Genomic DNA, 19,436 nt, shown 5'->3' on the forward strand with positions numbered 1-19,436 from the left:
CATGACGACTCCGCTATTGCCACCGCCGCGCCAGGCGCCGCAGGCATTGTGGCGCGCGGCCGCGCCGTGGATCGTGCCGATGCTGCTGATCGTCGCGTGGCAGCTGGCCTCGCAGAACGGCTGGCTGTCCAGCCGCGTGCTGCCGGCCCCGCTGGCCGTGGTGCAGGCCGCGTGGGAGCTGGCGCGCTCGGGCGAGCTGTGGCGGCACGTCGGCGTCAGCACCTGGCGCGCGCTGCTGGGGTTTGCCCTCGGCGGCGGGCTGGGCCTGCTGCTGGGGCTGCTGACGGGCACCTTCCGCACCGCCGCCACGCTGCTCGACAGCACGCTGCAGATGGTGCGCAACATCCCCGCGCTGGCGCTGATCCCGCTGGTGATCCTGTGGTTTGGCATCGACGAGAGCGCCAAGCTGTTCCTGGTGTCGCTGGGCGTGTTTTTCCCGGTGTACCTGAATACCTACCACGGCATCCGCTCGGTCGACGCGGGGCTGGTGGAGATGGCGCGCAGCTACGGCCTGTCCGGCTGGCGGCTGTATCGCGAGGTGATCCTGCCCGGCGCGCTGCCGGGCATCCTGGTGGGCGTGCGTTTCGCGCTGGGGCTGATGTGGGTGGTGCTGATCGTGGCGGAAACCATCTCCGCGCAGTCGGGCATCGGCTACATGACGATGAATGCCCGCGAGTTCCTGCAAACCGACGTGGTGCTGGTCGGCATCCTGCTCTATGCGCTGCTGGGCAAGCTGGCCGACTGGCTGTCGCGCGGGCTGGAGCGCTACTGGCTGCGCTGGCACCCGGGCTACGCCGCGGCCTGAGCGGCGCCGGCAACCAATCAAGGCAAGGAGATCGAGATGCAGATGTATCCGGTGGAACAGGCGGCCCTGGCCGAGCTGGAAGCGGGCCTGGCGCGGCGCGAGGCGTCCGCTGGGGCCAACGCGGCCGACGTGGTGCCCGGCAAGGCTGCGGGCGGCGTGGCGCTGCGCGTGAGCCAGGTGGTCAAGCGCTACGACGGCCGCACCGTGCTGCACGACGTGGCGCTGGACGTCGCGCCGGGCGAGTTCCTGGCCATCGTCGGGCGCAGCGGCTGCGGCAAGAGCACCTTGCTGCGGCTGGTGGCGGGGCTAGAGGCGGTCGACGGCGGCAGCATCGCCATCGACGGCGAGGCCGCTGCCACGGGCCGCGCGCCGTCGGCGGACGTGCGCGTGATGTTCCAGGACGCGCGGCTGCTGCCCTGGAAGCGCGTGCTGGACAACGTGGCGCTGGGCCTGCCGCGCGCACGCCGCGCGGAGGCGGCTCAGGTGCTGGCCCAGGTCGGGCTGGCCGACCGCGCGCAGGCCTGGCCGGCACGGCTGTCAGGCGGCCAGCGCCAGCGCGTGGCGCTGGCGCGCGCGCTGGTGCACCACCCGCAGCTGTTGCTGCTCGATGAACCGCTGGGCGCACTGGATGCGCTGACGCGCATCGAAATGCAGGCGCTGATCGAAGCGCTGTGGCGCCGCCTGGGCTTCACCGCGTTGCTGGTCACGCACGATGTCTCCGAAGCGGTGGCGCTGGCCGACCGCATCGTGCTGATCGAGGACGGGCGCATCGCCATGGACACGCGCGTAGCGCTGGCGCGTCCGCGCGAACGCGGTGCCGCGGGCTTTGCGCAACTGGAAGCCGAGGTGCTGCAGCGGGTGATGCGGCCGTCGCCGCCGGCGGCCGGGCAAGCCGGTGCGCAGGCAGTCGCGCCCGCGGCGCCGGCGCCACTGAATGTGAGCTGGGCGGCCTGACGGCGGCGCGCCCGGCCAGGCTTGCGCCGTAGTGCCGGGCGGCGCATATCGACAGTCCTTAATCTTCATACGCTCGCGCGCGCCGAGCTTCTATCATGAGCAGGCAGGCAGCCGCTGGCGTCGCGCTTGCCCATCACCCATCACCCATCACCCATCAGACCGCGGGCCCGATTGGCCCGGTCAAGCCAAGGACCACCATGCCAGGCGAGCATGAACCCACGGGCGCAGCGTCTGCGCTCCAACGCTATCTCGAATCGCTGCCGCGCCAGCCGCTGGCGGACCGGCAACTGTGGCGCGATGCGCGCGGGCAGGTGCAGGGCCAGTTCTTCAACTGCTCGCTGACCAGCGCGTTCGAGCCGCTGGTCACGCTGGCGGACCGGCAGGTGGTGGCGCACGAAGGCGCGATCCATACCTACGCCGAGGACGGGTTCGGCCTGGCGGCGTGGAAGCTGTTCGCGATGGCGGCGGACGATCACACGCTGGTGTCACTGGACCGGCTCTCGCGCCTGCTCCATGCCATCAACTACTTTGCCGCCGACGGCGGGCACAAGCTGGTGCTGAACGTGCACAACCGGCTGCTGGCCGCGGTGGCCGATGACCACGGCGCGGCCTTCCGGCGCGCGCTGCAGTCGCTGGGGTTGCCGCTGGAGCGCTTTGTGATCCAGGTGCCGGCCAGCGCCAATGACGATCTCGGGCTGTTGCTGCATGTGGTGGGCAACTACCGCCGCAATGGCTTCGCGGTGAGCCTGCAGGCCTCGGATCCGGCCGAGGCGGGTGCGCTGATGGCCCATGCGCTGCCGGACTGGCTCAAGCTGGACATGCGCCGCACCTGGACCGACCGCCAGCTGTCCGGCCTGCGCGCCAGCGCTGCCAGCGCGGGCGTGACGCTGATCGGGCGGCGCCTGCAGGACGCCGAAAGCATCGAGCGCCTGCAGGCAGCCGGCATCGGCCTGGGGCAGGGCGCCTTTGCCGGCGGGCTGGTGAAAGCTGCCGCGCTGCGCGCGGCGGATCGGCCAGCCGCGGCATCCCATGCTGCGACGTTGCATGCACTGAACGAGGAGCCGGTATGACGCCATCGGACAGGACCGCACCCGGCCGTGCCACGCGGCTGGACATTCCCCGTCACCTGCAGGTGCTGACGGTGCCCGGCTTGCACGGGAGCGGCCCGGGGCACTGGCAAAGCCGCTGGGAACAGCGGTTTCCGGACTGGCAGCGGGTGGAGCAGCATGACTGGTCGCGGCCGAGCCTGCCGTTGTGGGCCGAGCGCGTTTCCGAAGGCGTGATGCGGGCCCGGCGCGTGGCCGCGCGCGGCGCCGTGCTGGTGGCGCACAGCTTCGGCTGCCTGGCCACGCTGCGCCAGGCGGCGCTGGACCCGGTCGGCATCGCCGGCGCCTTGCTGGTGGCGCCGGCCGACCCGGACAAGTTCGGCGTGGCGGCCTTGCTGCCCGCCTACCGGCTGCCGTTCCCGACCATACTCGCGGCCAGCCGCAACGACCCCTGGATGCCGCAGCGCACCGCATTCTCCTGGGGCACGCTGTGGGGCAGCGAGCTGGTCGACGTGGGCCATCTCGGCCATATCAATGCCGACTCGGGCCTTGGCGAGTGGCCAGAGGGCCTCGCGCTGCTCGATACCCTGGTGCAGCGTATTGCACAAGCCGGCGACGCCGGCGCTCCAAGTGCTTCAATCACCCCCTGGGAGGCCGGGGTTGAAGTTGCCTCGACTGTCCCTTATATCTAAACCTTCTAAGAAAATTCATAAAGATTCGTTCTTTTTATAAAGACGGATCTGCAGAATCTGTCTCGTAGGCCGGCGCAATATGCGCCGGTGTCATAAAGAACGGCGTGCCGGACCTGGCCATCGGCCTGGCAGCGCACCGCTCACAAACGAGACGACATGCCTCCATCCATTTCCCTGGCGGACACGCCGCCGGCGGCGCCCCGCCCGCCCGAGTCCGCGTCCGGGTCCGGTTCGGCGCGCGCGCCACGCAACCCGTCCAGGCAGCGCTTCACCGTGCTGCCGGGCTTCGGCCTGTCGCTCGGGTTCACGCTGTTCTACCTGACGCTGATCGTGCTGGTGCCGCTGTCGGCCACGTTCCTGAAGACCTTCACGATGACGTGGGACGCGTTCTGGACGTCGATCACGGCGCCGCGCGTGGTGGCATCGCTGCAGCTGAGCTTCGGCGCGTCGCTGATCGCCGCCATCGTCAATACCGTGTTCGGGCTGATCGTGGCGTGGGTGCTGGTGCGCTACCGCTTTGTCGGCAAGCGCCTGATCGATGCGCTGGTCGACCTGCCGTTCGCGTTGCCGACCGCGGTGGCCGGCATCGCGCTGACCGCGCTGTTCGCCGGCAACGGCTGGATCGGCCGCTACCTGGAGCCGCTCGGCATCAAGGTCGCATTTACGCCGCTGGGCGTGGTGGTGGCGCTGACCTTTATCGGCCTGCCGTTCGTGGTGCGCACGGTGCAGCCGGTGCTCGAAGACGTCGAGCAGGAACTGGAAGAAGCCGCGGCCAGCCTGGGCGCCAACCGGCTGCAAACGTTCCGCCGCGTGATCCTGCCGGCGATCCTGCCGGCGCTGCTGACCGGGTTTGCACTGTCCTTCGCGCGCGCCACCGGCGAGTACGGCTCGGTGGTGTTTATCTCGGGCAACATGCCGATGGTGTCCGAGATCGCGCCGCTGATGATCTATTCCAAGCTGGAGCAATACGATTACGCCGGTGCCACCGCGGTGGCGGTGGTGATGCTGGTGATCTCGTTCGCGCTGCTGCTGCTGATCAACCTGCTGCAGGCGTGGACGCGCCGCCACCAGTCCGGCGCGCGCGCCGCGCTGGCTGCAGAAGCGCCCGCCACGGGCAAGGAGTTCTGAGATGGCCGGATCAATCTCGGGACGCCTCGGCGGGCAGGGCGGCGCCAGAGGCCATCACCGCTTCGACGCCACCGGCGAGGCGCCATGGGTGCGCTACACGCTGATCGCGGTGGCGGTGCTGTTCCTGACGCTGTTCCTGTTCGTGCCGCTGGCGTCGGTGTTCTATGAAGCCTTGCGCAAGGGCGTGCAGACCTACTGGGAAGCGCTGGTCGAGCCCGACGCGCTGGCCGCGATCCAGCTCACGCTGACGGTGGCGGCGATCGCGGTGCCGCTGAACGTGGTGTTTGGCGTGGCGGCGGCGTGGGCCATCGCCAAGTTCGATTTCCGCGGCAAGAACCTGCTGATCACGCTGATCGACCTGCCGTTCTCGGTGTCGCCGGTGATCTCGGGCCTGGTCTACGTGCTGCTGTTCGGCGCGCAGGGCTGGCTGGGCCCGTGGCTGCAAGCGCACGACATCAAGATCATGTTCGCGGTGCCCGGCATCGTGCTGGCCACCATCTTCGTGACCTTCCCCTTTGTTGCGCGCGAACTGATCCCGCTGATGCAGGCGCAGGGCAGCGAAGAGGAAGAGGCCGCGATCGTGCTGGGCGCCTCCGGCTGGCAGACCTTCCGCCATATCACGCTGCCCAATATCCGCTGGGGCCTGCTGTACGGCGTGATCCTGTGCAATGCGCGGGCGATGGGCGAGTTCGGTGCGGTGTCGGTGGTGTCGGGCCATATCCGCGGGCTGACCAACACCATGCCGCTGCACGTGGAGATCCTCTACAACGAGTACAACTTCGCGGCCGCGTTCGCGGTGGCGTCGCTGCTGACATTGCTGGCGCTGGTGACCCTCGGCATCAAGACGCTGGTGGAATTCCGCGCCAGCAAGGAAACCGAAGAGGCCGCGCCCGAGCGGCCGCTGGCAAGCCTGCCGGCTTCAGTGCAAGGACAAGCATCATGAGCATCCAGGTCAAGAACGTAGAGAAGCGCTTTGGCGATTTCGTCGCGCTGGACAATGTCTCGCTCGATTTCGACGAGGGCGAGCTGACCGCGCTGCTGGGGCCTTCGGGCTGCGGCAAGACCACGCTGCTGCGCATCATCGCCGGCCTGGAGCGCGCCGACGCCGGCCAGATTGTGCTGGCCGGGCGCGATGCGTCGGACCAGCATGTGCGCCAGCGCCAGGTGGGCTTCGTGTTCCAGCATTACGCGCTGTTCAAGCACATGAGCGTGTTCGAGAACGTCGCCTTCGGCCTGCGCGTGAAGCCGCGCGCCGAGCGCCCCAGCGAAGCACAGATCCGCGAGAAGGTGCATGCGCTGCTCGACCTGGTCCAGCTCGACTGGCTCGCCGACCGCTACCCGGCGCAGCTGTCGGGCGGCCAGCGCCAGCGCATCGCCCTGGCGCGCGCGCTGGCGGTGGAGCCGCGCGTGCTGCTGCTCGACGAGCCCTTCGGCGCGCTCGACGCCAAGGTGCGCAAGGAACTGCGCCGCTGGCTGCGGCGCCTGCACGACGAACTGCACGTGACCAGCGTGTTCGTCACGCACGACCAGGAAGAAGCGCTGGAAGTGGCCGACCAGGTGGTGCTGATGAACCGCGGCCGCGTCGAGCAGCACGGCTCGCCCGAGGCGGTCTACAACCATCCCGCCACGCCGTTCGTGTTCGGCTTCCTCGGCAATGTGAACCTGTTCCACGGGCGCCTGGAAGTCGGCGAGAGCGGCGGCCTGCTGCATACCGGCGAGGCGGTGCTGCCGGTGATCGGCAGCGGCCACGAGACCGCCGGCGATGCGGTCGCCTATGTCCGCCCGCACGACCTGGACCTGGAGCGCTATTCGCCTGGCGCCGACGGCATCGCCGTGACGCTGCGCCGCGCGCTGACGCTGGGCCCGGTGGCGCAGCTCGAACTTGAGCGTGAAGACAACCAGGACGTGATCGAGGTGGCGCTGCCGCTGGAGCGCTTCCGCCACGCGGGCTTCCGCGAGGGCGAGCTGCTCGCCGTGCGCCCGCGCCAGCTGCGCGTCTTTACGCAAGCCAACGGCACCGCCCCCACCCAAAAACAAGAGGCCGCACGATGAACTTCCAGCAACTTCGTTCGATCCGCGAGGCGGTGCGCCGCCAGTTCAACCTGACCGAGGTCGCCAACGCGCTCTATACCTCGCAGCCCGGCGTGTCGCGCCAGATCCGCGAGCTGGAAGAGGAACTGGGCGTGGAGATCTTCGAGCGCTACGGCAAGCGCCTGACCGGGCTGACCGAGCCCGGCCGCGAGATCGTGCGCATCGTCGAGCGCCTGCTGCTCGAGGCCGAGAACCTGCGCCAGGCGGGCGACGAATACGCCGGCCGCCACACCGGCCGGCTTACCGTCGCCACCACCCACACGCAGGCGCGCTATGCCTTGCCGCGCGTGGTCCAGGCGTTCCGCCGTGAATACCCGCATGTGACGCTGGCGCTGCAGGAAGCGTCGCCCACGCATATCGTCGAGCTGCTGCTGACCGGGCAGGCCGATATCGGCATTGCCACCGAGGCGCTCGCGACCGAGGCCGGGCTGACCTCGTTCGAGGCCTACAGCTGGCAGCACGTGCTGGTGGTGTCGCCGGACCATCCGCTCACGCGCCTGCCGGAACCGACGCTCGAAGACGTCGCGAACTTCCAGCTGATCACCTACGACGCCGGCTTCACCGGCCGCCGCAAGATCGACAGCGCCTTTGCCGAGGCGGGCCTGCAGCCCGAAATCGTGCTGACGGCGCTCGATGCCGACGTGATCAAGACCTATGCCGAACTGGACCTGGGCGTCGGCATCATCGCCTCGATGGCCTATGACGAACGCAAGGACTCGGGCCTGGTGCGGATCTCGGCCGACCACCTGTTCGCGCCCAACACCACCAGCGTGGCGGTGCGCCGCGGCGCCTACCTGCGCGGCTATGCGCACGCCTTCATCAACATGTTCGCACCGCACCTGTCGCGCGATACCGTAAGCAGCGCGCTGTCCGAACAGGACCGCCAGGCCCTGGCCGCCTGAGCGGCGCGCGGCGCCGGCGCCACCCCGCGGGCCGGCGGACACGCCGTCCGCACCCGCCCGGTGCCGTTCGCACCCCGTGCCGGCCGTTCGTCGCAACAGACTTTCTTCTCCCCGCGCCGCGGGGTACATTCCCTGCACGTGCCCGCACTGGCATCCCGGCCGGCGCCGCACGTGTACCGCAGCGCAGCAAAGTTTGCGCACGGCCGCCGGTCGGCAAGGACCGGGCAAGGGAGAGAGAGACGATCATGCGCGACGACGAACCGCTGCTGCGCTGGCAGTGGCGCGGCTATGCCCGCAACCACCAGCATCCCCGCAACCTGCTGCTGCATATCGTGGCCGTGCCGATGTTCATGGCCGGCACCGTGCTGGGCCTCTATGGCCTGCTGCGCCTGAACCTGCCGGCGATCGCGCTGGGGCTGGTGTGCATGGGCATGTCGATGGCGCTGCAAGGCCGCGGCCACCGGCTCGAGGCCCATGCGCCGGAGCCGTTTGCCGGACCGGCCGACATCGCCGGACGCATCCTGGCCGAGCAGTGGATTACCTTTCCACGCTATGTGCTGTCCGGGCAATGGTGGCACGCGCTGTCGGGCCGCAGCGCGGCGCCTGCGCCTGCGTCCGCGCCGGCTCCCGCGCGGTCTGGCGATGTGAGCGGGCAGGGCGGCTGACGCATCCCATGTCGCCGTCACATCACCCGCTGTATTGCGCATGGCGAAAGCCGCGCTAACATGAACGCCATGGACCGCTGCTTCTCACACGCCTGCACCGCCATTCCGTCCCGCCTGAATATCCTCGGGCGCGACCTGCTGTTCGTGCTGTGCATGAACTCGGTGATCGCCATCAGCCTGAACTACGGCTTCCAGACCGGCGGCACGCTGTGGCACAACTTCGTCTACAGCCAGCTGATCGGGCTGTCGATCTGGGTGCTGATCGACATCCCGCGCGTGGTGATCTGGTGGAACGACCGGCCGCGCCGCTGGCCCTTCCTGCTGCTGGCCGCCGCGGCGGTGCCGGCCGGCGTGGTGTTCGGCAGCTGGGCCACGCGCGTGGTGCTGGACTTGCCGCCCAAGTCGGCCGACGAGGCCGGCGGGATGCTGCGCATGTGCCTGGTGGTGGGCATGCTGGCGGCGGCGTCGATGATCTACTTCTACTGGTCGCGCGAGAAGCTGGCATCGCTGGAGCGGCAGGCGGCGCTGGACGCGCTGCAGCGCGAGGAAGCCGAAAAGCAGCTGGTGCGCGCGCAGCTGATGGCGCTGCAGGCGCAGATCGAGCCGCACTTCCTGTTCAACTCGCTGGCCAACCTCGACGGCCTGATTGCCACCGATCCGCCGGCGGCGCGGCAGCTGCTGCAGCGGCTGATCGGCTTCCTGCGCATGTCGCTGGCGCATACCCGCGCCGAGCAATGCACGCTGCGGCAAGAGTTCGAACTGCTGCGCAGCTATCTCGAGATCCAGGCCATGCGCTTCGGCCAGCGGCTCTCGTATGACATCGACCTGCCGCGCGACCTGGCGAAGGTGGAAATCCCGCCGATGCTGATCCAGCCGCTGGTGGAAAACGCGGTCACGCATGGGATCGAGCCCTGCATGATCGGCGGCCATATCCGGCTGTCGGCGCGTGCGGCCGGCGACAACGCGGTGCAGGTGGTGATCGCCGATACCGGGGTCGGGTTCGGTCATGCCTCAGGCAAGGGCTCGGGGCTGGGCATCACCCATGTGCGCGAGCGCCTGGCGCGTATCTTCGGCGCGGCGGCAACCATGCAGATGGAAGAGAACACGCCGCGCGGCGTGGTGGTGCGGCTGACCTTGCCGCTGGAGCGCCCGGCCGAAGCGCCCACCTTGACCCAGACCGTCACCGCCGTGCCGGAGGGCATCCCGGTCTCTGCCCCGGCCATGCCACGGCTCTGACGCGCACTCGCTGTCGTTTCACCTGAAAACAACAAGCGCAGCAGGTTTCGCCCGTGTCGGCGCGCCTGCAGCGCCATCAAGCTGCCAACGCCAACGCCCCCCACGCCCCCATGACCCCGACCCTGCTGATAGCCGACGACGAAGCGCTGCTCGCCCGCGTGCTGGAATCCGAACTGGCGGCCCTGTGGCCCGAGGCGCGGGTCGTGTCCGTGGTCCACGACGGCGTGGCCGCGCTGGCGGCGGCGCGCGAGCACCAGCCGCGCGTGGCCTTCCTCGATATCCGCATGCCTGGCATGAGCGGCATGGACGTGGCGCGCGAACTGATCGAATTCGATGCGCCGCCGCTGGTGGTGTTCGTCACCGCCTACGACCAGTTTGCGCTGGAGGCCTTCGAGCGCGCCGCGGTCGACTACGTGCTCAAGCCGGTGCAGCGCGAACGGCTGGAGGCGACCGTGCAGCGCCTGAAGGCCCGGCTGTCCGATTCGACGGAAGCGGAAGACGACGATGACGAGGCTGCGGTGGCCGACACCGACCGGCTCGGCCAGTTGCTGGCGCGCCTCGAATCGCTCGAGCATGCCGCGCCGGGCGCGGCCGGCGCGCCGCAGCGCCAGTACCTGCGCTTTATCAAGGCGCTGGTGGGGCAGGAGGTGCGCATCATCCCGGTCGACGAAGTGATCTACCTGGAAGCCACCGACAAGTACGTCAACGTGGTCTCGGGCGCCGGCGAGGCGCTGATCCGCACCAGCCTGCGCGAGCTGACCCAGCAGCTCGATCCCGAGCGCTTCTGGCAGGTGCATCGCGGCACCGTGGTCAACATCAGTTGCGTCGCCAGCGCGGTCAACCAGTCGCTGGGCCGGCTCTCGCTGCGGCTGCGCGACCGCCCGGAACTGCTGCCGGTGGCGCGCCAGTACGCGCACCTGTTCAAGCAGATGTGAAGGCCCGCGCGGCGCACGGATCGGCCGGCGCGGGGCGGCGTGGCCGCCACCCTGCCAGCGGCAGGCAGGGGTTTCCTCTATGATGCGGGCTTCGGCCGGTATTTTTTTGCCCGCCGCCCAGCCCACCGCATCGTCCTTCCGAACGCCAGCGCCATGCCCACCGCCACCCTCGAACCCACGCCCAATTCCCTTCGCCACGACGCCCAGGTGATCGGGCTGGTGGGGCTGGCGCATGGGGTCTCGCACTTCTACCACCTGCTGCTGGCGCCGCTGTTCCCGTGGATCAAGGCCGAGTTCGGGCTCAGCTATGCCGAGCTGGGCCTGCTGATGACGGTGTTTTTCGCGGTCTCGGCGGTGGTGCAGACCGCGTCGGGCTTCGTGGTGGATCGCTTCGGCGCGCGGCCGGTGCTGTTCGGCGGGCTGGCCTGCCTGGGCGCCGCCGCCTTGCTGCTGTCGGCCAGCGGCGGCTATGCCGGACTGCTGTTGGGCGCGGCGGTGGCGGGCCTGGGCAATGGCGTGTTCCACCCGGCCGACTTCACGCTGCTGAACAAGCATGTGTCGCAGCCGCGGCTGGGGCACGCGTTCTCGGTGCACGGCATTTCCGGCAACCTGGGCTGGGCGGCGGCGCCCCTGTTCCTGGTGGCGATTGCCAACCTGGCCCGCTGGCGCGTGGCGCTGGCGGCGGCCTCGGCGGTGGCCTTTATCGTGCTGGCCGTGCTGGTGGCGCTGCGCCATGTGCTGGACCCGCGCGAAGTGCAGGGCGCCGTGGGCCGGCCCGCCGCCAGGGCCGCGGGGGCGGGCGGCAGCGTGCTGGGCTTCCTGCGCCTGCCGCAGGTGTGGGTGTGCTGGGGCTTCTTCCTGCTGACGACGTTCTCGGCCGCCGGCATCCAGAGCTTCGCGCCCACCGCGCTGACCTACCTCTATGGCATGCCGTTCACGCTGGCGACCGCGTCGTACACGGTCTACATGCTGTGCAGTGCCGGCGGCATGATTGTCGGCGGCTTTGCCGCCAGCCGCACCAGCAACCATGACCGGCTGATCGCGGTCAGCTTCACCGTGTCGGGGCTGATGGCGGTGCTGGTGGGGCTGAACCTGGTGCCGGCGCTGCTGGTGCCGGTGCTGATGGGCGTGATCGGCTTTGGCGCCGGTACCGCCGGGCCCTCGCGCGACCTGCTGGTGCGCGCGGCGGCCCCGGCCGGCGCCACCGGGCGCGTCTACGGCGTGGTCTACTCGGGGCTGGATATCGGCCTGGCCTGCGGCCCGCTGTTCTTCGGCGCGCTGATGGACGCCAGGCTGCCGGCCTGGGTCTTCTTCATGATCGGCGGCTTCCAGCTGCTGTCGATCTTCACCGCGGTGACCGTGGGCAACGGCAACCGCTCGCGCAGCCAGGCCACGGCACGGGCGGAGGCCGCCTAGACGAGCCCGCCAGTCCGCCCGCCGCTTTCCGAATCCGCTTGCCTGAGGAACGTTTCCATGCCAATGACGCCGGCCAACGCCACCCAGCCTGAAGACACCGATCGCGGCGCGCCGCTGCCGGGCGGCCATATCCTCGTCGATGCGCTGCTGGCGCACGGGGCCGAACTGGCCTTCGGCGTGCCGGGCGAGAGCTACCTTGCGGTGCTCGACGGCTTCCACCGCCGCCGTGACCAGCTGCGCTTCATCGTCTGCCGGCAGGAGGGCGGGGCCGCGGTGATGGCCGAGGCCTACGGCAAGCTGACCGGCCGCCCCGGGCTTGCCTTCTGCACGCGCGGGCCGGGTGCCACCAATGCCAGCATCGGCGTGCATACGGCGTTCCAGGACTCGACCCCGATGATCCTGTTCATCGGCCAGGTCGGTACAGACTTCATGGACCGCGAGGCCTTCCAGGAAATCGACTACCGCCGCATGTTCGGCCAGATGGCCAAGTGGGTGGCGCAGATCGACCGGGTCGAGCGCATTCCCGAATACATCGCGCGCGCCTACCAGACCGCGACTTCGGGCCGTCCCGGCCCGGTGGTGCTGGCGCTGCCCGAAGACATGCTGGCGCAAACCGCCGCGGTGCCGCAGCTGCAGGCCTACCAGCGCGTCATGGCCTGGCCCGGCGAGGCCGAGCTGGCGCGATTGACGGAAATGCTTCACGCCGCCGAGCGCCCGTTCGTGCTGGCCGGCGGCAGCGGCTGGACGCCGCAGGCGTGCGCCGACCTGCAGGCCTTTGCCGAGCGCTTCGCGCTGCCGGTGGGTTGCGCCTTCCGCGGCCAGGACCTGTTCGACAATCGCCATCCCAACTACGCCGGCGATGTCGGCATCGGCATCAATCCCGCGCTGGCCGAGCGTATCCGCAACGCTGACCTGGTGCTCGCGATCGGCCCGCGGCTGGGCGAGATGACCACCGGCGGCTACGCGCTGATCGAGGCGCCGCGGCCGGCGCAGACGCTGGTCCATGTCCATGCCGGCGCGGAAGAGCTGGGCAGCGTCTACCAGGCCGATTTGATGATCCAGGCCTCGATGCCGGCCATCGCCGCGCGCCTGGCAGGCCTGCAGCCGCTGGCCGCGCCGCGCTGGCAAGACTGGACCGAAGCCGCGCACGCCGATTACGAACGCTACCTGCAGCCGCCGCCGTTCACGGCGCAGGGCGTCGACATGGCCGAGGTCATCCGCACGCTGGACCAGTTGCTGCCGGCCGACGCGGTGGTGACCAACGGCGCCGGCAACTATGCCGGCTGGCTGCACCGCTATTTCCACTATCGCCCGTTTACCAGCGGCGGACGCGGCCAGCTGGCGCCGACCAGCGGCGCGATGGGCTATGGCGTGCCGGCCGCGGTTGGCGCCAAGATCGCTTTCCCGCAGCGCACGGTGGTGGCACTGGCGGGCGACGGCTGCTTCCTGATGAATGGCCAGGAACTTGCTACGTCGATGCAATACGGCGCCCCGGTCATCATCATCGTCGTCAACAACGGCATGTACGGCACCATCCGCATGCACCAGGAACGCGAATACCCCACCCATGTGTCCGGCACCGAGCTGCTCAATCCCGATTTTGCCGCGCTGGCGCGCGCCTATGGGGCACGCGGCGTTACCGTGACCACCACCGGGGCGTTTGCGCCGGCATTGCGCGAGGCGCTGGCCGCGCCGGTGTCGACGCTGATCGAAATCCAGGTGGACCCGGACGTGATCACGCCGCGCACCACGCTGAGCGCGATCCGGGCGCAGGCGCTGGCCAGCCAGAAGCCATGACGCTGCGCGGCCAGACAGTATTTTTTCTTACCGACCAGGAGACCCGAGATGAAGCCCGTCACCACCGACCTGTGCGACGCGCATGAAGACCGCCTTGCCGACGGCACGCTGCGCGTGATGGCGCCGGTGTTCCGTGCCTTCGGCAAGCAGCCGGCGTTTGCCGGTCCGGCCGCGACGCTCAAGGTGTTCGAAGACAACTCGCTGGTGCGCGCCACGCTGGAGTCGCCGGGCCGCGGGCGCGTGCTGGTGGTCGACGGCGGTGGCTCGTTGCGCTGCGCGCTGGTGGGTGGCAACCTGGGCTTGCTGGCCGAGAAGAACGGCTGGGTCGGCATCGTCGTCAACGGCTGCATCCGCGATACCGCCGAGCTCGACGTGTGCGACATCGGCATCCGCGCGCTGGCCGCGCATCCGCAGAAGAGCCAGAAGCGCAACGTGGGCGAGAGCGAGGTCACGGTGCAGATGCCGGGCGCGGTGGTGCGCCCGGGCAACTGGATCTATGTCGATGTCGACGGGATCCTGGTCGCCGACGAAGCGCTGGAGCGCTGAGCATGCCGCGCGTCTTCGTCTATGGCACGCTGCGCGCCGGCGAGGTCAACGACCTGAACGCCGCAGCCCTGCGCCACGGCATTGCCGCGCCCACGCTGCTGGGCACGGGTACTGTGGCCGGCAGGCTTTATGACTTCGGCACTTATCCCGGCCTGGTGCTGGACGCCGGCGGCGGGCCGGTGGTCGGCGATATCTACGAGATTGCCGACGCCCTGTTGCCGGTGCTGGACGAGATCGAGGAGGTCTATCCGGGCCAGGCCACGCTGTTCGTGCGCGAGGAACAGGCGGTGCAGCACAACGGCCAGCCTGTCGCCTGCCTGCTGTATCCGGTGGCTGAAGCCGCGGCGGCCACGCTGCCGCGCATCGACAGCGGCGACTGGGTGGCCTATCGCCGCGCCCGCGATCACGCCGCTGCGTGATCCGAGCCATTCCTTGCCGGAGTGCAGGGAATGGCCGGGATCTCTGTCACGCAGACTGGCCAACGATGGGGATCACGCCAAGGAAAACGGTGGCCAGCATCATGACCAGCGCCGCTGACAGCGCCCATAGCAGGGTATAGCGCTGGTGGTCGCCGAACTCGACTTCAGCCAGGCCGACCAGCAGGTACGTCGACGCGACCAGCGGGCTCAGCAGGTGAACCTGCTGGCCAATGAGCGAGGCGCGTCCGATCTCGGCGGCGCTGATGCCGTAGACGGCGGCGGCCTTGGCCAGGATCGGCAGAATGCCGAAGTAGAACGCGTCGTTGGAAATAAAGAACGTGAACGGTACGCTCAGCACGCCCGTGACGAGCGCCATGTAGGGGCCCATCCAGTCGGGCACGGCGCTGATGACGCTGTTGGCGATCGCGTCGACCATTTTGGTGCCCGACAGGATGCCGACGAAGATGCCGGCGGCAAAAATCAGCGATACGACCGGTACGACATTGGCCGCATGCGCGCCGATCCGCTCCTTCTGTTCATGCAGGCTCGGGTAGTTGACCATCAGAGCGATGGCGCACGCCACGATGAACAGCGCAGGCAGCGGAAATATGCCGAGGATCAGCATTGCCATCAGGCCGAGCGTCAGCGCCAGGTTGAACCACAGCAGCCGGGGCCTGGCGATCTGCGGATCGCCGGTGGCAACCTCCGCGGCGCCATGGCCGGATTCGCCCACCCCGGCGGTCATCAGCGCGATGTGGCCGAGCCGGTTGCGTTCGCGCCGGCCAAGCAGGAAAGCCACGAACAGGCCCCACATGCCGGTGACGACCATCGGCAGGATCATCGGCACGAAGAGCGACCCCACATCCACGCCCAGCGCGCTTGCGGCGCGCGCGGTCGGGCCGCCCCAGGGCAGGATGTTCATCAGCCCGCCCGCCATCATGATCACGCAGGCCAGCACCAGCCTGCTGATGCCCAGCCGCTTGTAGAGCGGAAGCATGGCGGCGCAGGTGATCATATAGGTGGTCGAGCCGTCGCCGTCCAGCGATACCAGCGCGGCCAGCACGAAGGTGCCGGCGACGATCTTGACCGGGTCGCCGCCCACCAGCTTGAGGATGACGCGCACTACCGGGTCGAACAGGCCGGCATCGATCATCAGGCCGAAATACAGGATCGCGAACATCAGCATCACGCCGGTCGGCGCCAGCTTCTTGACGCCATCCAGCATCATCGGTCCCAGATCCGGGCCGAAGCCGCCGATCGCGCCGAACGCAATGGGAACAAGGATCAGCGCCACCATCGCCGAGAGCCGCTTGGTCATGATCAGTGCCATGAACACGATCACCATGGAGTAGGCGAGCAGGGTCAACATCTTTCTTCAATATCTCATTGCCGGGCAGGCTTTGCGGGGCGCTGCGTGGCGGTTGTCTGGCGTGGCGCGATTCAGCTGGCGCAAACGAGGCGTTGCGTTACCGCGTCGGCAAACTGCAGCGTGGAGGCCGTGCCCTGCAGGTCGCGGGTCTTCACCTGGTCCTGGTTGAGGGTCTGCGCGATCGCCGCGCGCAGCCGCGTGGCGAGGTCCTGGCGGCCCACATGGTCGAGCATCAGGCCGGCGGCGAGCATCAGCGAGATCGGATTGGCAATGCCCTTGCCGGCGATGTCGGGCGCCGACCCGTGCACCGCCTCGAAGATGGCGGCCTGGTCGCCGATGTTGGCGCCCGGTGCCATGCCAAGCCCGCCCACGAGCCCGGCGATCTGGTCCGACAGGATGTCGCCGAACAGGTTGGTACAGAGCAGCATGTCGAAGCGCCACGGGTTGAGCACCAGTTGCATGGCGCAGGCGTCGACAATGATGTCGTCGAGATCCACGCGGCCGGCGTAGTCCTTCGCCACCTCACGTGCCGCGTCAAGGAAGATGCCGGTGAGCGCTTTCAGAATGTTGGCCTTGTGGACCACCGTGATCTTCTTGCGGCCGTTCCTGACGGCGTACTCGAAGGCGAAGCGGGCAATGCGCCGGCAGGCCTCGCGCGTGTTGGTGCCGGTGGACACCGCCACCGCATGCGGGTCGTCGCCGACCGGGATGTAATAGTCGTGCGCCACATAGAAGCCGCCTACGTTCTCGCGCACCAGCACCAGGTCGATATCCTCGAAGCGGCCCGGCACCAGCGTGCGCACCGGGCGCACATTGGCATAGAGATTGAAAGTCTCGCGCAGGCGCACATTGACCGAGCGGAAGCCGCCTCCCACCGGCGTGGTCAGCGGGCCCTTCAGGGCGAGGCCGGTGCGGCGGATGCTGTCCAGCGTCTCTTCCGGCATGGGATCGCCGCAGTAGTCGATGCCAGCCATGCCCGCGTGCCGGACATCCCAGGCAAAGGGAGCGCCAAGTGCATCCAGCACCCTGACGGTTGCGTCCACCACTTCGGGGCCGATCCCATCGCCGGGAATCAGCGTGGCGGAAATCTGTTCGCGTGCACGGTCTTGCATTGGCTGTCCTTTCGTGAAGTGAGCGTTTCGCTGCCGGATGATTTCGACATCGCGGCAGCCCCAATCAACAAGGGGCGGATTCTAGGTGGGGAAGGCTGTCAGCAAACTGTCAAAGTGCCGACTGTTTCATCGGGGTTTACGCGGGGGCGCCGATGCGCCCGGCAAACCGGCGGCCCGGGCGAACATATCGACGGCGCGCCGGCGCCCAGGGCGCTGCAGACGAGCCGCGTCCACTAGCAGCTTGCGCCACATCCGCCGATTTTTCACGATGTGGAAAAAGGTTTTGGACCGCAAAAATCCCCGTTTGCGTGGCACAACGCCATTTCTCATGATGGAAGATTCTGTCCCGTATCGTGAAATATTTTCTGCAAGCCAATGATTTAAAAGAAAAATAAATCTTGGTGGGGTGCAGGGTTGGGGGTTGTTGCAACGCGGTAGCGTTCTCTACACTCTTATATAAGACACAGGACATCGGGCGCTAAAACAGCGGTTAACGCAGCGGCGACACGACGCAGCCCGAGTCAGGCGAGCACGAGATCCTCAGCCATTCCCAATCACGTTCAGGAGAGCGACCATGAACCGCCAAGAGCAGATCCAGGCCCTGCAAAAAGACTGGGACACCAATCCGCGCTGGAAGGGCATCAAGCGTAATTTCACCGCCGAAGACGTGGTGCGCCTGCGTGGTTCGGTTCAGGTCGAGCACACCCTGGCGCGTCGTGGTGCCGAAAAGCTGTGGCACCTGCTGCATACCGAGCCGTTCGTCAACTCGCTCGGCGCGCTGACCGGCAACCAGGCCATGCAGCAGGTCAAGGCGGGCCTGAAGGCGATCTACCTGTCGGGCTGGCAGGTCGCCGGCGACGCCAACCTGGCTGGCGAGATGTACCCTGACCAGTCGCTGTACCCGGCCAACTCGGTGCCGCAGGTGGTCAAGCGCATCAACAACACCTTCCAGCGTGCCGACCAGATCCAGTGGAGCGAAGGTACGGGCGACACCGACTTCTTCGCCCCCATCGTTGCCGACGCGGAAGCGGGCTTCGGCGGCGTGCTGAACGCCTTCGAACTGATGAAGTCCATGATCGAGGCCGGCGCCGCCGGCGTGCACTTCGAGGACCAGCTTGCCTCGGTGAAGAAGTGCGGCCATATGGGCGGCAAGGTGCTGGTGCCGACCCGCGAAGCCGTCGCCAAGCTGACCGCCGCCCGCCTGGCCGCCGACGTGTCCGGCGTGCCGACGCTGGTGATCGCCCGCACCGACGCCGAGGCCGCCGACCTGCTGACCTCGGACATCGACGACAACGACAAGCCGTTCTGCACCGGCGAGCGCACCGTCGAAGGCTTCTACCGCGTCCGCAACGGCCTGGAACAGTCGATCTCGCGCGCGCTGGCCTACGCCGAGGTGGCCGACCTGGTGTGGTGCGAAACCGGCAAGCCGGACCTCGAATTCGCCAAGAAGTTTGCCGAGGCCGTGCACGCCCGCTTCCCGGGCAAGATGCTGGCCTACAACTGCTCGCCGTCGTTCAACTGGAAGAAGAACCTGGACGACGCCACCATCGCCAGGTTCCAGCGCGAACTGGGCGCGATGGGCTACAAGTTCCAGTTCATCACGCTGGCCGGCTTCCACTCGCTCAACTATTCGATGTTCAACCTGGCCTACGGCTATGCCCGCAACCAGATGAGCGCGTTTGTCGAACTGCAGGAAGCCGAGTTCAAGGCCGCCGAGAAGGGCTTCACCGCGGTCAAGCACCAGCGCGAAGTCGGCACCGGGTACTTCGACGCCGTGACCCAGACCATCGAAGGCGGCCAGTCGTCGACGACCGCGCTGAAGGGTTCGACCGAAGACGAGCAGTTCTTCGAAGACAAGAAAGTGGCCTGACTCTCCTGGTCACTCCCGCCGGCTCGTGGGTCCGGCGGGATCGGGGGGGCGTGCGACCATCACGCTCTCTCTTTTAGGCGACGCGCCGTTCTCTCTCAGGGACGGCGCGATTTTTTTTGTTCGTATGCGACTGCCGTACATGCGGCCGACTGCAGGAGCGCGTACTGGCGATTCACTCGAAGGTGCCAGCCGCCTTGGAGAGGGTCCACCCCACGCCGAGACACAGGCCAACCCATCCAATCGCGATCAGGGCGACGTCGTGCCAGTTCATCGTGCGACGCCCAGGTCGACGCAATTTGAATGTGTCTCTTGACGAAGGCATGGCCATCTCCCTCGAAAGCATGGGAACAGGCTAGGGCACCGGTCCGGGATTTCACGGACGGATTTGTAAAGGTTTGTTGCGGTGCGATTGCGCCACTCAGCATTGAGCGACCGGCTGCCGCCGGACCTCGC

18 protein-coding genes are annotated in these 19,436 nt (G+C 68.3%); 16 read left to right on the forward strand and 2 right to left on the reverse strand.

Annotation, left to right across the window (positions count from 1 at the left end; translation table 11 throughout):
• Position 1 precedes the first annotated feature (1 nt).
• The 15 genes from ssuC (at position 2) to AC3FMM_RS07130 (ending at position 14,632) form a co-directional block, all read left to right on the forward strand.
• Positions 2 to 805, forward strand: a complete 804-nt coding sequence (ssuC, locus tag AC3FMM_RS07060; RefSeq protein ID WP_116312700.1) for an aliphatic sulfonate ABC transporter permease SsuC — start codon at positions 2 to 4, stop codon at positions 803 to 805.
• A gap of 36 nt (positions 806 to 841) precedes the next feature.
• Positions 842 to 1,759 carry an ATP-binding cassette domain-containing protein gene (locus AC3FMM_RS07065; RefSeq protein ID WP_488686336.1) on the forward strand — a complete coding sequence of 306 codons (918 nt, stop codon included), beginning with the start codon at positions 842 to 844 and terminating at the stop codon, positions 1,757 to 1,759.
• Positions 1,760 to 1,956: 197 nt separating this feature from the next.
• A complete protein-coding gene (locus AC3FMM_RS07070; RefSeq protein WP_115709844.1) occupies positions 1,957 to 2,829 on the forward strand; it encodes an EAL domain-containing protein in 873 nt (290 codons plus the stop codon).
• Positions 2,826 to 3,497: an RBBP9/YdeN family alpha/beta hydrolase gene (locus AC3FMM_RS07075; RefSeq protein WP_488686337.1), complete on the forward strand. Its 672-nt coding sequence runs from the start codon at positions 2,826 to 2,828 to the stop codon at positions 3,495 to 3,497. The genes AC3FMM_RS07070 and AC3FMM_RS07075 overlap by 4 nt, the downstream gene beginning before the upstream one ends.
• A 156-nt stretch (positions 3,498 to 3,653) precedes the next feature.
• Positions 3,654 to 4,625, forward strand: a complete 972-nt coding sequence (gene cysT, locus AC3FMM_RS07080; RefSeq protein WP_116312696.1) for a sulfate ABC transporter permease subunit CysT — start codon at positions 3,654 to 3,656, stop codon at positions 4,623 to 4,625.
• Position 4,626: 1 nt separating this feature from the next.
• On the forward strand, positions 4,627 to 5,568 hold the full coding sequence (cysW, locus tag AC3FMM_RS07085; RefSeq protein WP_488686338.1) for a sulfate ABC transporter permease subunit CysW: 942 nt from the start codon (positions 4,627 to 4,629) through the stop codon (positions 5,566 to 5,568).
• On the forward strand, positions 5,565 to 6,677 hold the full coding sequence (locus tag AC3FMM_RS07090; protein WP_115709836.1) for a sulfate/molybdate ABC transporter ATP-binding protein: 1,113 nt from the start codon (positions 5,565 to 5,567) through the stop codon (positions 6,675 to 6,677). The genes cysW and AC3FMM_RS07090 overlap by 4 nt, the downstream gene beginning before the upstream one ends.
• Complete coding sequence (locus tag AC3FMM_RS07095) at positions 6,674 to 7,618, forward strand: CysB family HTH-type transcriptional regulator (protein ID WP_111517800.1); 945 nt, start codon at positions 6,674 to 6,676, stop codon at positions 7,616 to 7,618. Before AC3FMM_RS07090 ends, AC3FMM_RS07095 begins: the two co-directional genes overlap by 4 nt.
• Before the next feature lie 245 nt (positions 7,619 to 7,863).
• A complete protein-coding gene (locus AC3FMM_RS07100; RefSeq protein ID WP_115709834.1) occupies positions 7,864 to 8,283 on the forward strand; it encodes a DUF962 domain-containing protein in 420 nt (139 codons plus the stop codon).
• A gap of 60 nt (positions 8,284 to 8,343) precedes the next feature.
• On the forward strand, positions 8,344 to 9,519 hold the full coding sequence (locus AC3FMM_RS07105; RefSeq protein WP_488686339.1) for a sensor histidine kinase: 1,176 nt from the start codon (positions 8,344 to 8,346) through the stop codon (positions 9,517 to 9,519).
• A 110-nt stretch (positions 9,520 to 9,629) separates the two neighbouring features.
• The gene (locus AC3FMM_RS07110) at positions 9,630 to 10,454 is read left to right on the forward strand and encodes a LytR/AlgR family response regulator transcription factor (protein WP_012353034.1); all 825 of its coding nucleotides are present in this window, start codon (positions 9,630 to 9,632) and stop codon (positions 10,452 to 10,454) included.
• Between the two features lie 153 nt (positions 10,455 to 10,607).
• Positions 10,608 to 11,870, forward strand: a complete 1,263-nt coding sequence (locus AC3FMM_RS07115) for an MFS transporter (protein ID WP_488686340.1) — start codon at positions 10,608 to 10,610, stop codon at positions 11,868 to 11,870.
• A 57-nt stretch (positions 11,871 to 11,927) separates the two neighbouring features.
• Positions 11,928 to 13,667, forward strand: coding sequence for a thiamine pyrophosphate-binding protein (locus AC3FMM_RS07120; RefSeq protein WP_414247504.1), 1,740 nt, complete (start codon positions 11,928 to 11,930; stop codon positions 13,665 to 13,667).
• 48 nt (positions 13,668 to 13,715) lie between these two features.
• Entirely contained in the window at positions 13,716 to 14,213 is a 498-nt protein-coding gene (gene rraA, locus AC3FMM_RS07125) for a ribonuclease E activity regulator RraA (RefSeq protein ID WP_115709826.1), read from the forward strand.
• A gap of 2 nt (positions 14,214 to 14,215) precedes the next feature.
• Positions 14,216 to 14,632, forward strand: coding sequence for a gamma-glutamylcyclotransferase family protein (locus tag AC3FMM_RS07130; RefSeq protein WP_116312694.1), 417 nt, complete (start codon positions 14,216 to 14,218; stop codon positions 14,630 to 14,632).
• A gap of 46 nt (positions 14,633 to 14,678) precedes the next feature.
• Here AC3FMM_RS07130 and AC3FMM_RS07135 read toward each other — a convergent pair whose 3' ends face one another.
• Together AC3FMM_RS07135 and AC3FMM_RS07140 are read right to left on the reverse strand one after the other, a co-directional pair.
• Entirely contained in the window at positions 14,679 to 16,001 is a 1,323-nt protein-coding gene (locus AC3FMM_RS07135; RefSeq protein WP_326346928.1) for a CitMHS family transporter, read from the reverse strand.
• A 71-nt stretch (positions 16,002 to 16,072) separates the two neighbouring features.
• Positions 16,073 to 17,113: an isocitrate/isopropylmalate dehydrogenase family protein gene (locus AC3FMM_RS07140; protein WP_116312692.1), complete on the reverse strand. Its 1,041-nt coding sequence runs from the start codon at positions 17,111 to 17,113 to the stop codon at positions 16,073 to 16,075.
• A gap of 574 nt (positions 17,114 to 17,687) precedes the next feature.
• Here AC3FMM_RS07140 and aceA point away from each other — a divergent pair.
• Complete coding sequence (aceA, locus tag AC3FMM_RS07145) at positions 17,688 to 18,983, forward strand: isocitrate lyase (RefSeq protein ID WP_115680433.1); 1,296 nt, start codon at positions 17,688 to 17,690, stop codon at positions 18,981 to 18,983.
• Positions 18,984 to 19,436: the final 453 nt, after the last annotated feature.

The sequence above is a fragment of the Cupriavidus sp. 207A1 genome, from assembly GCF_057798955.1.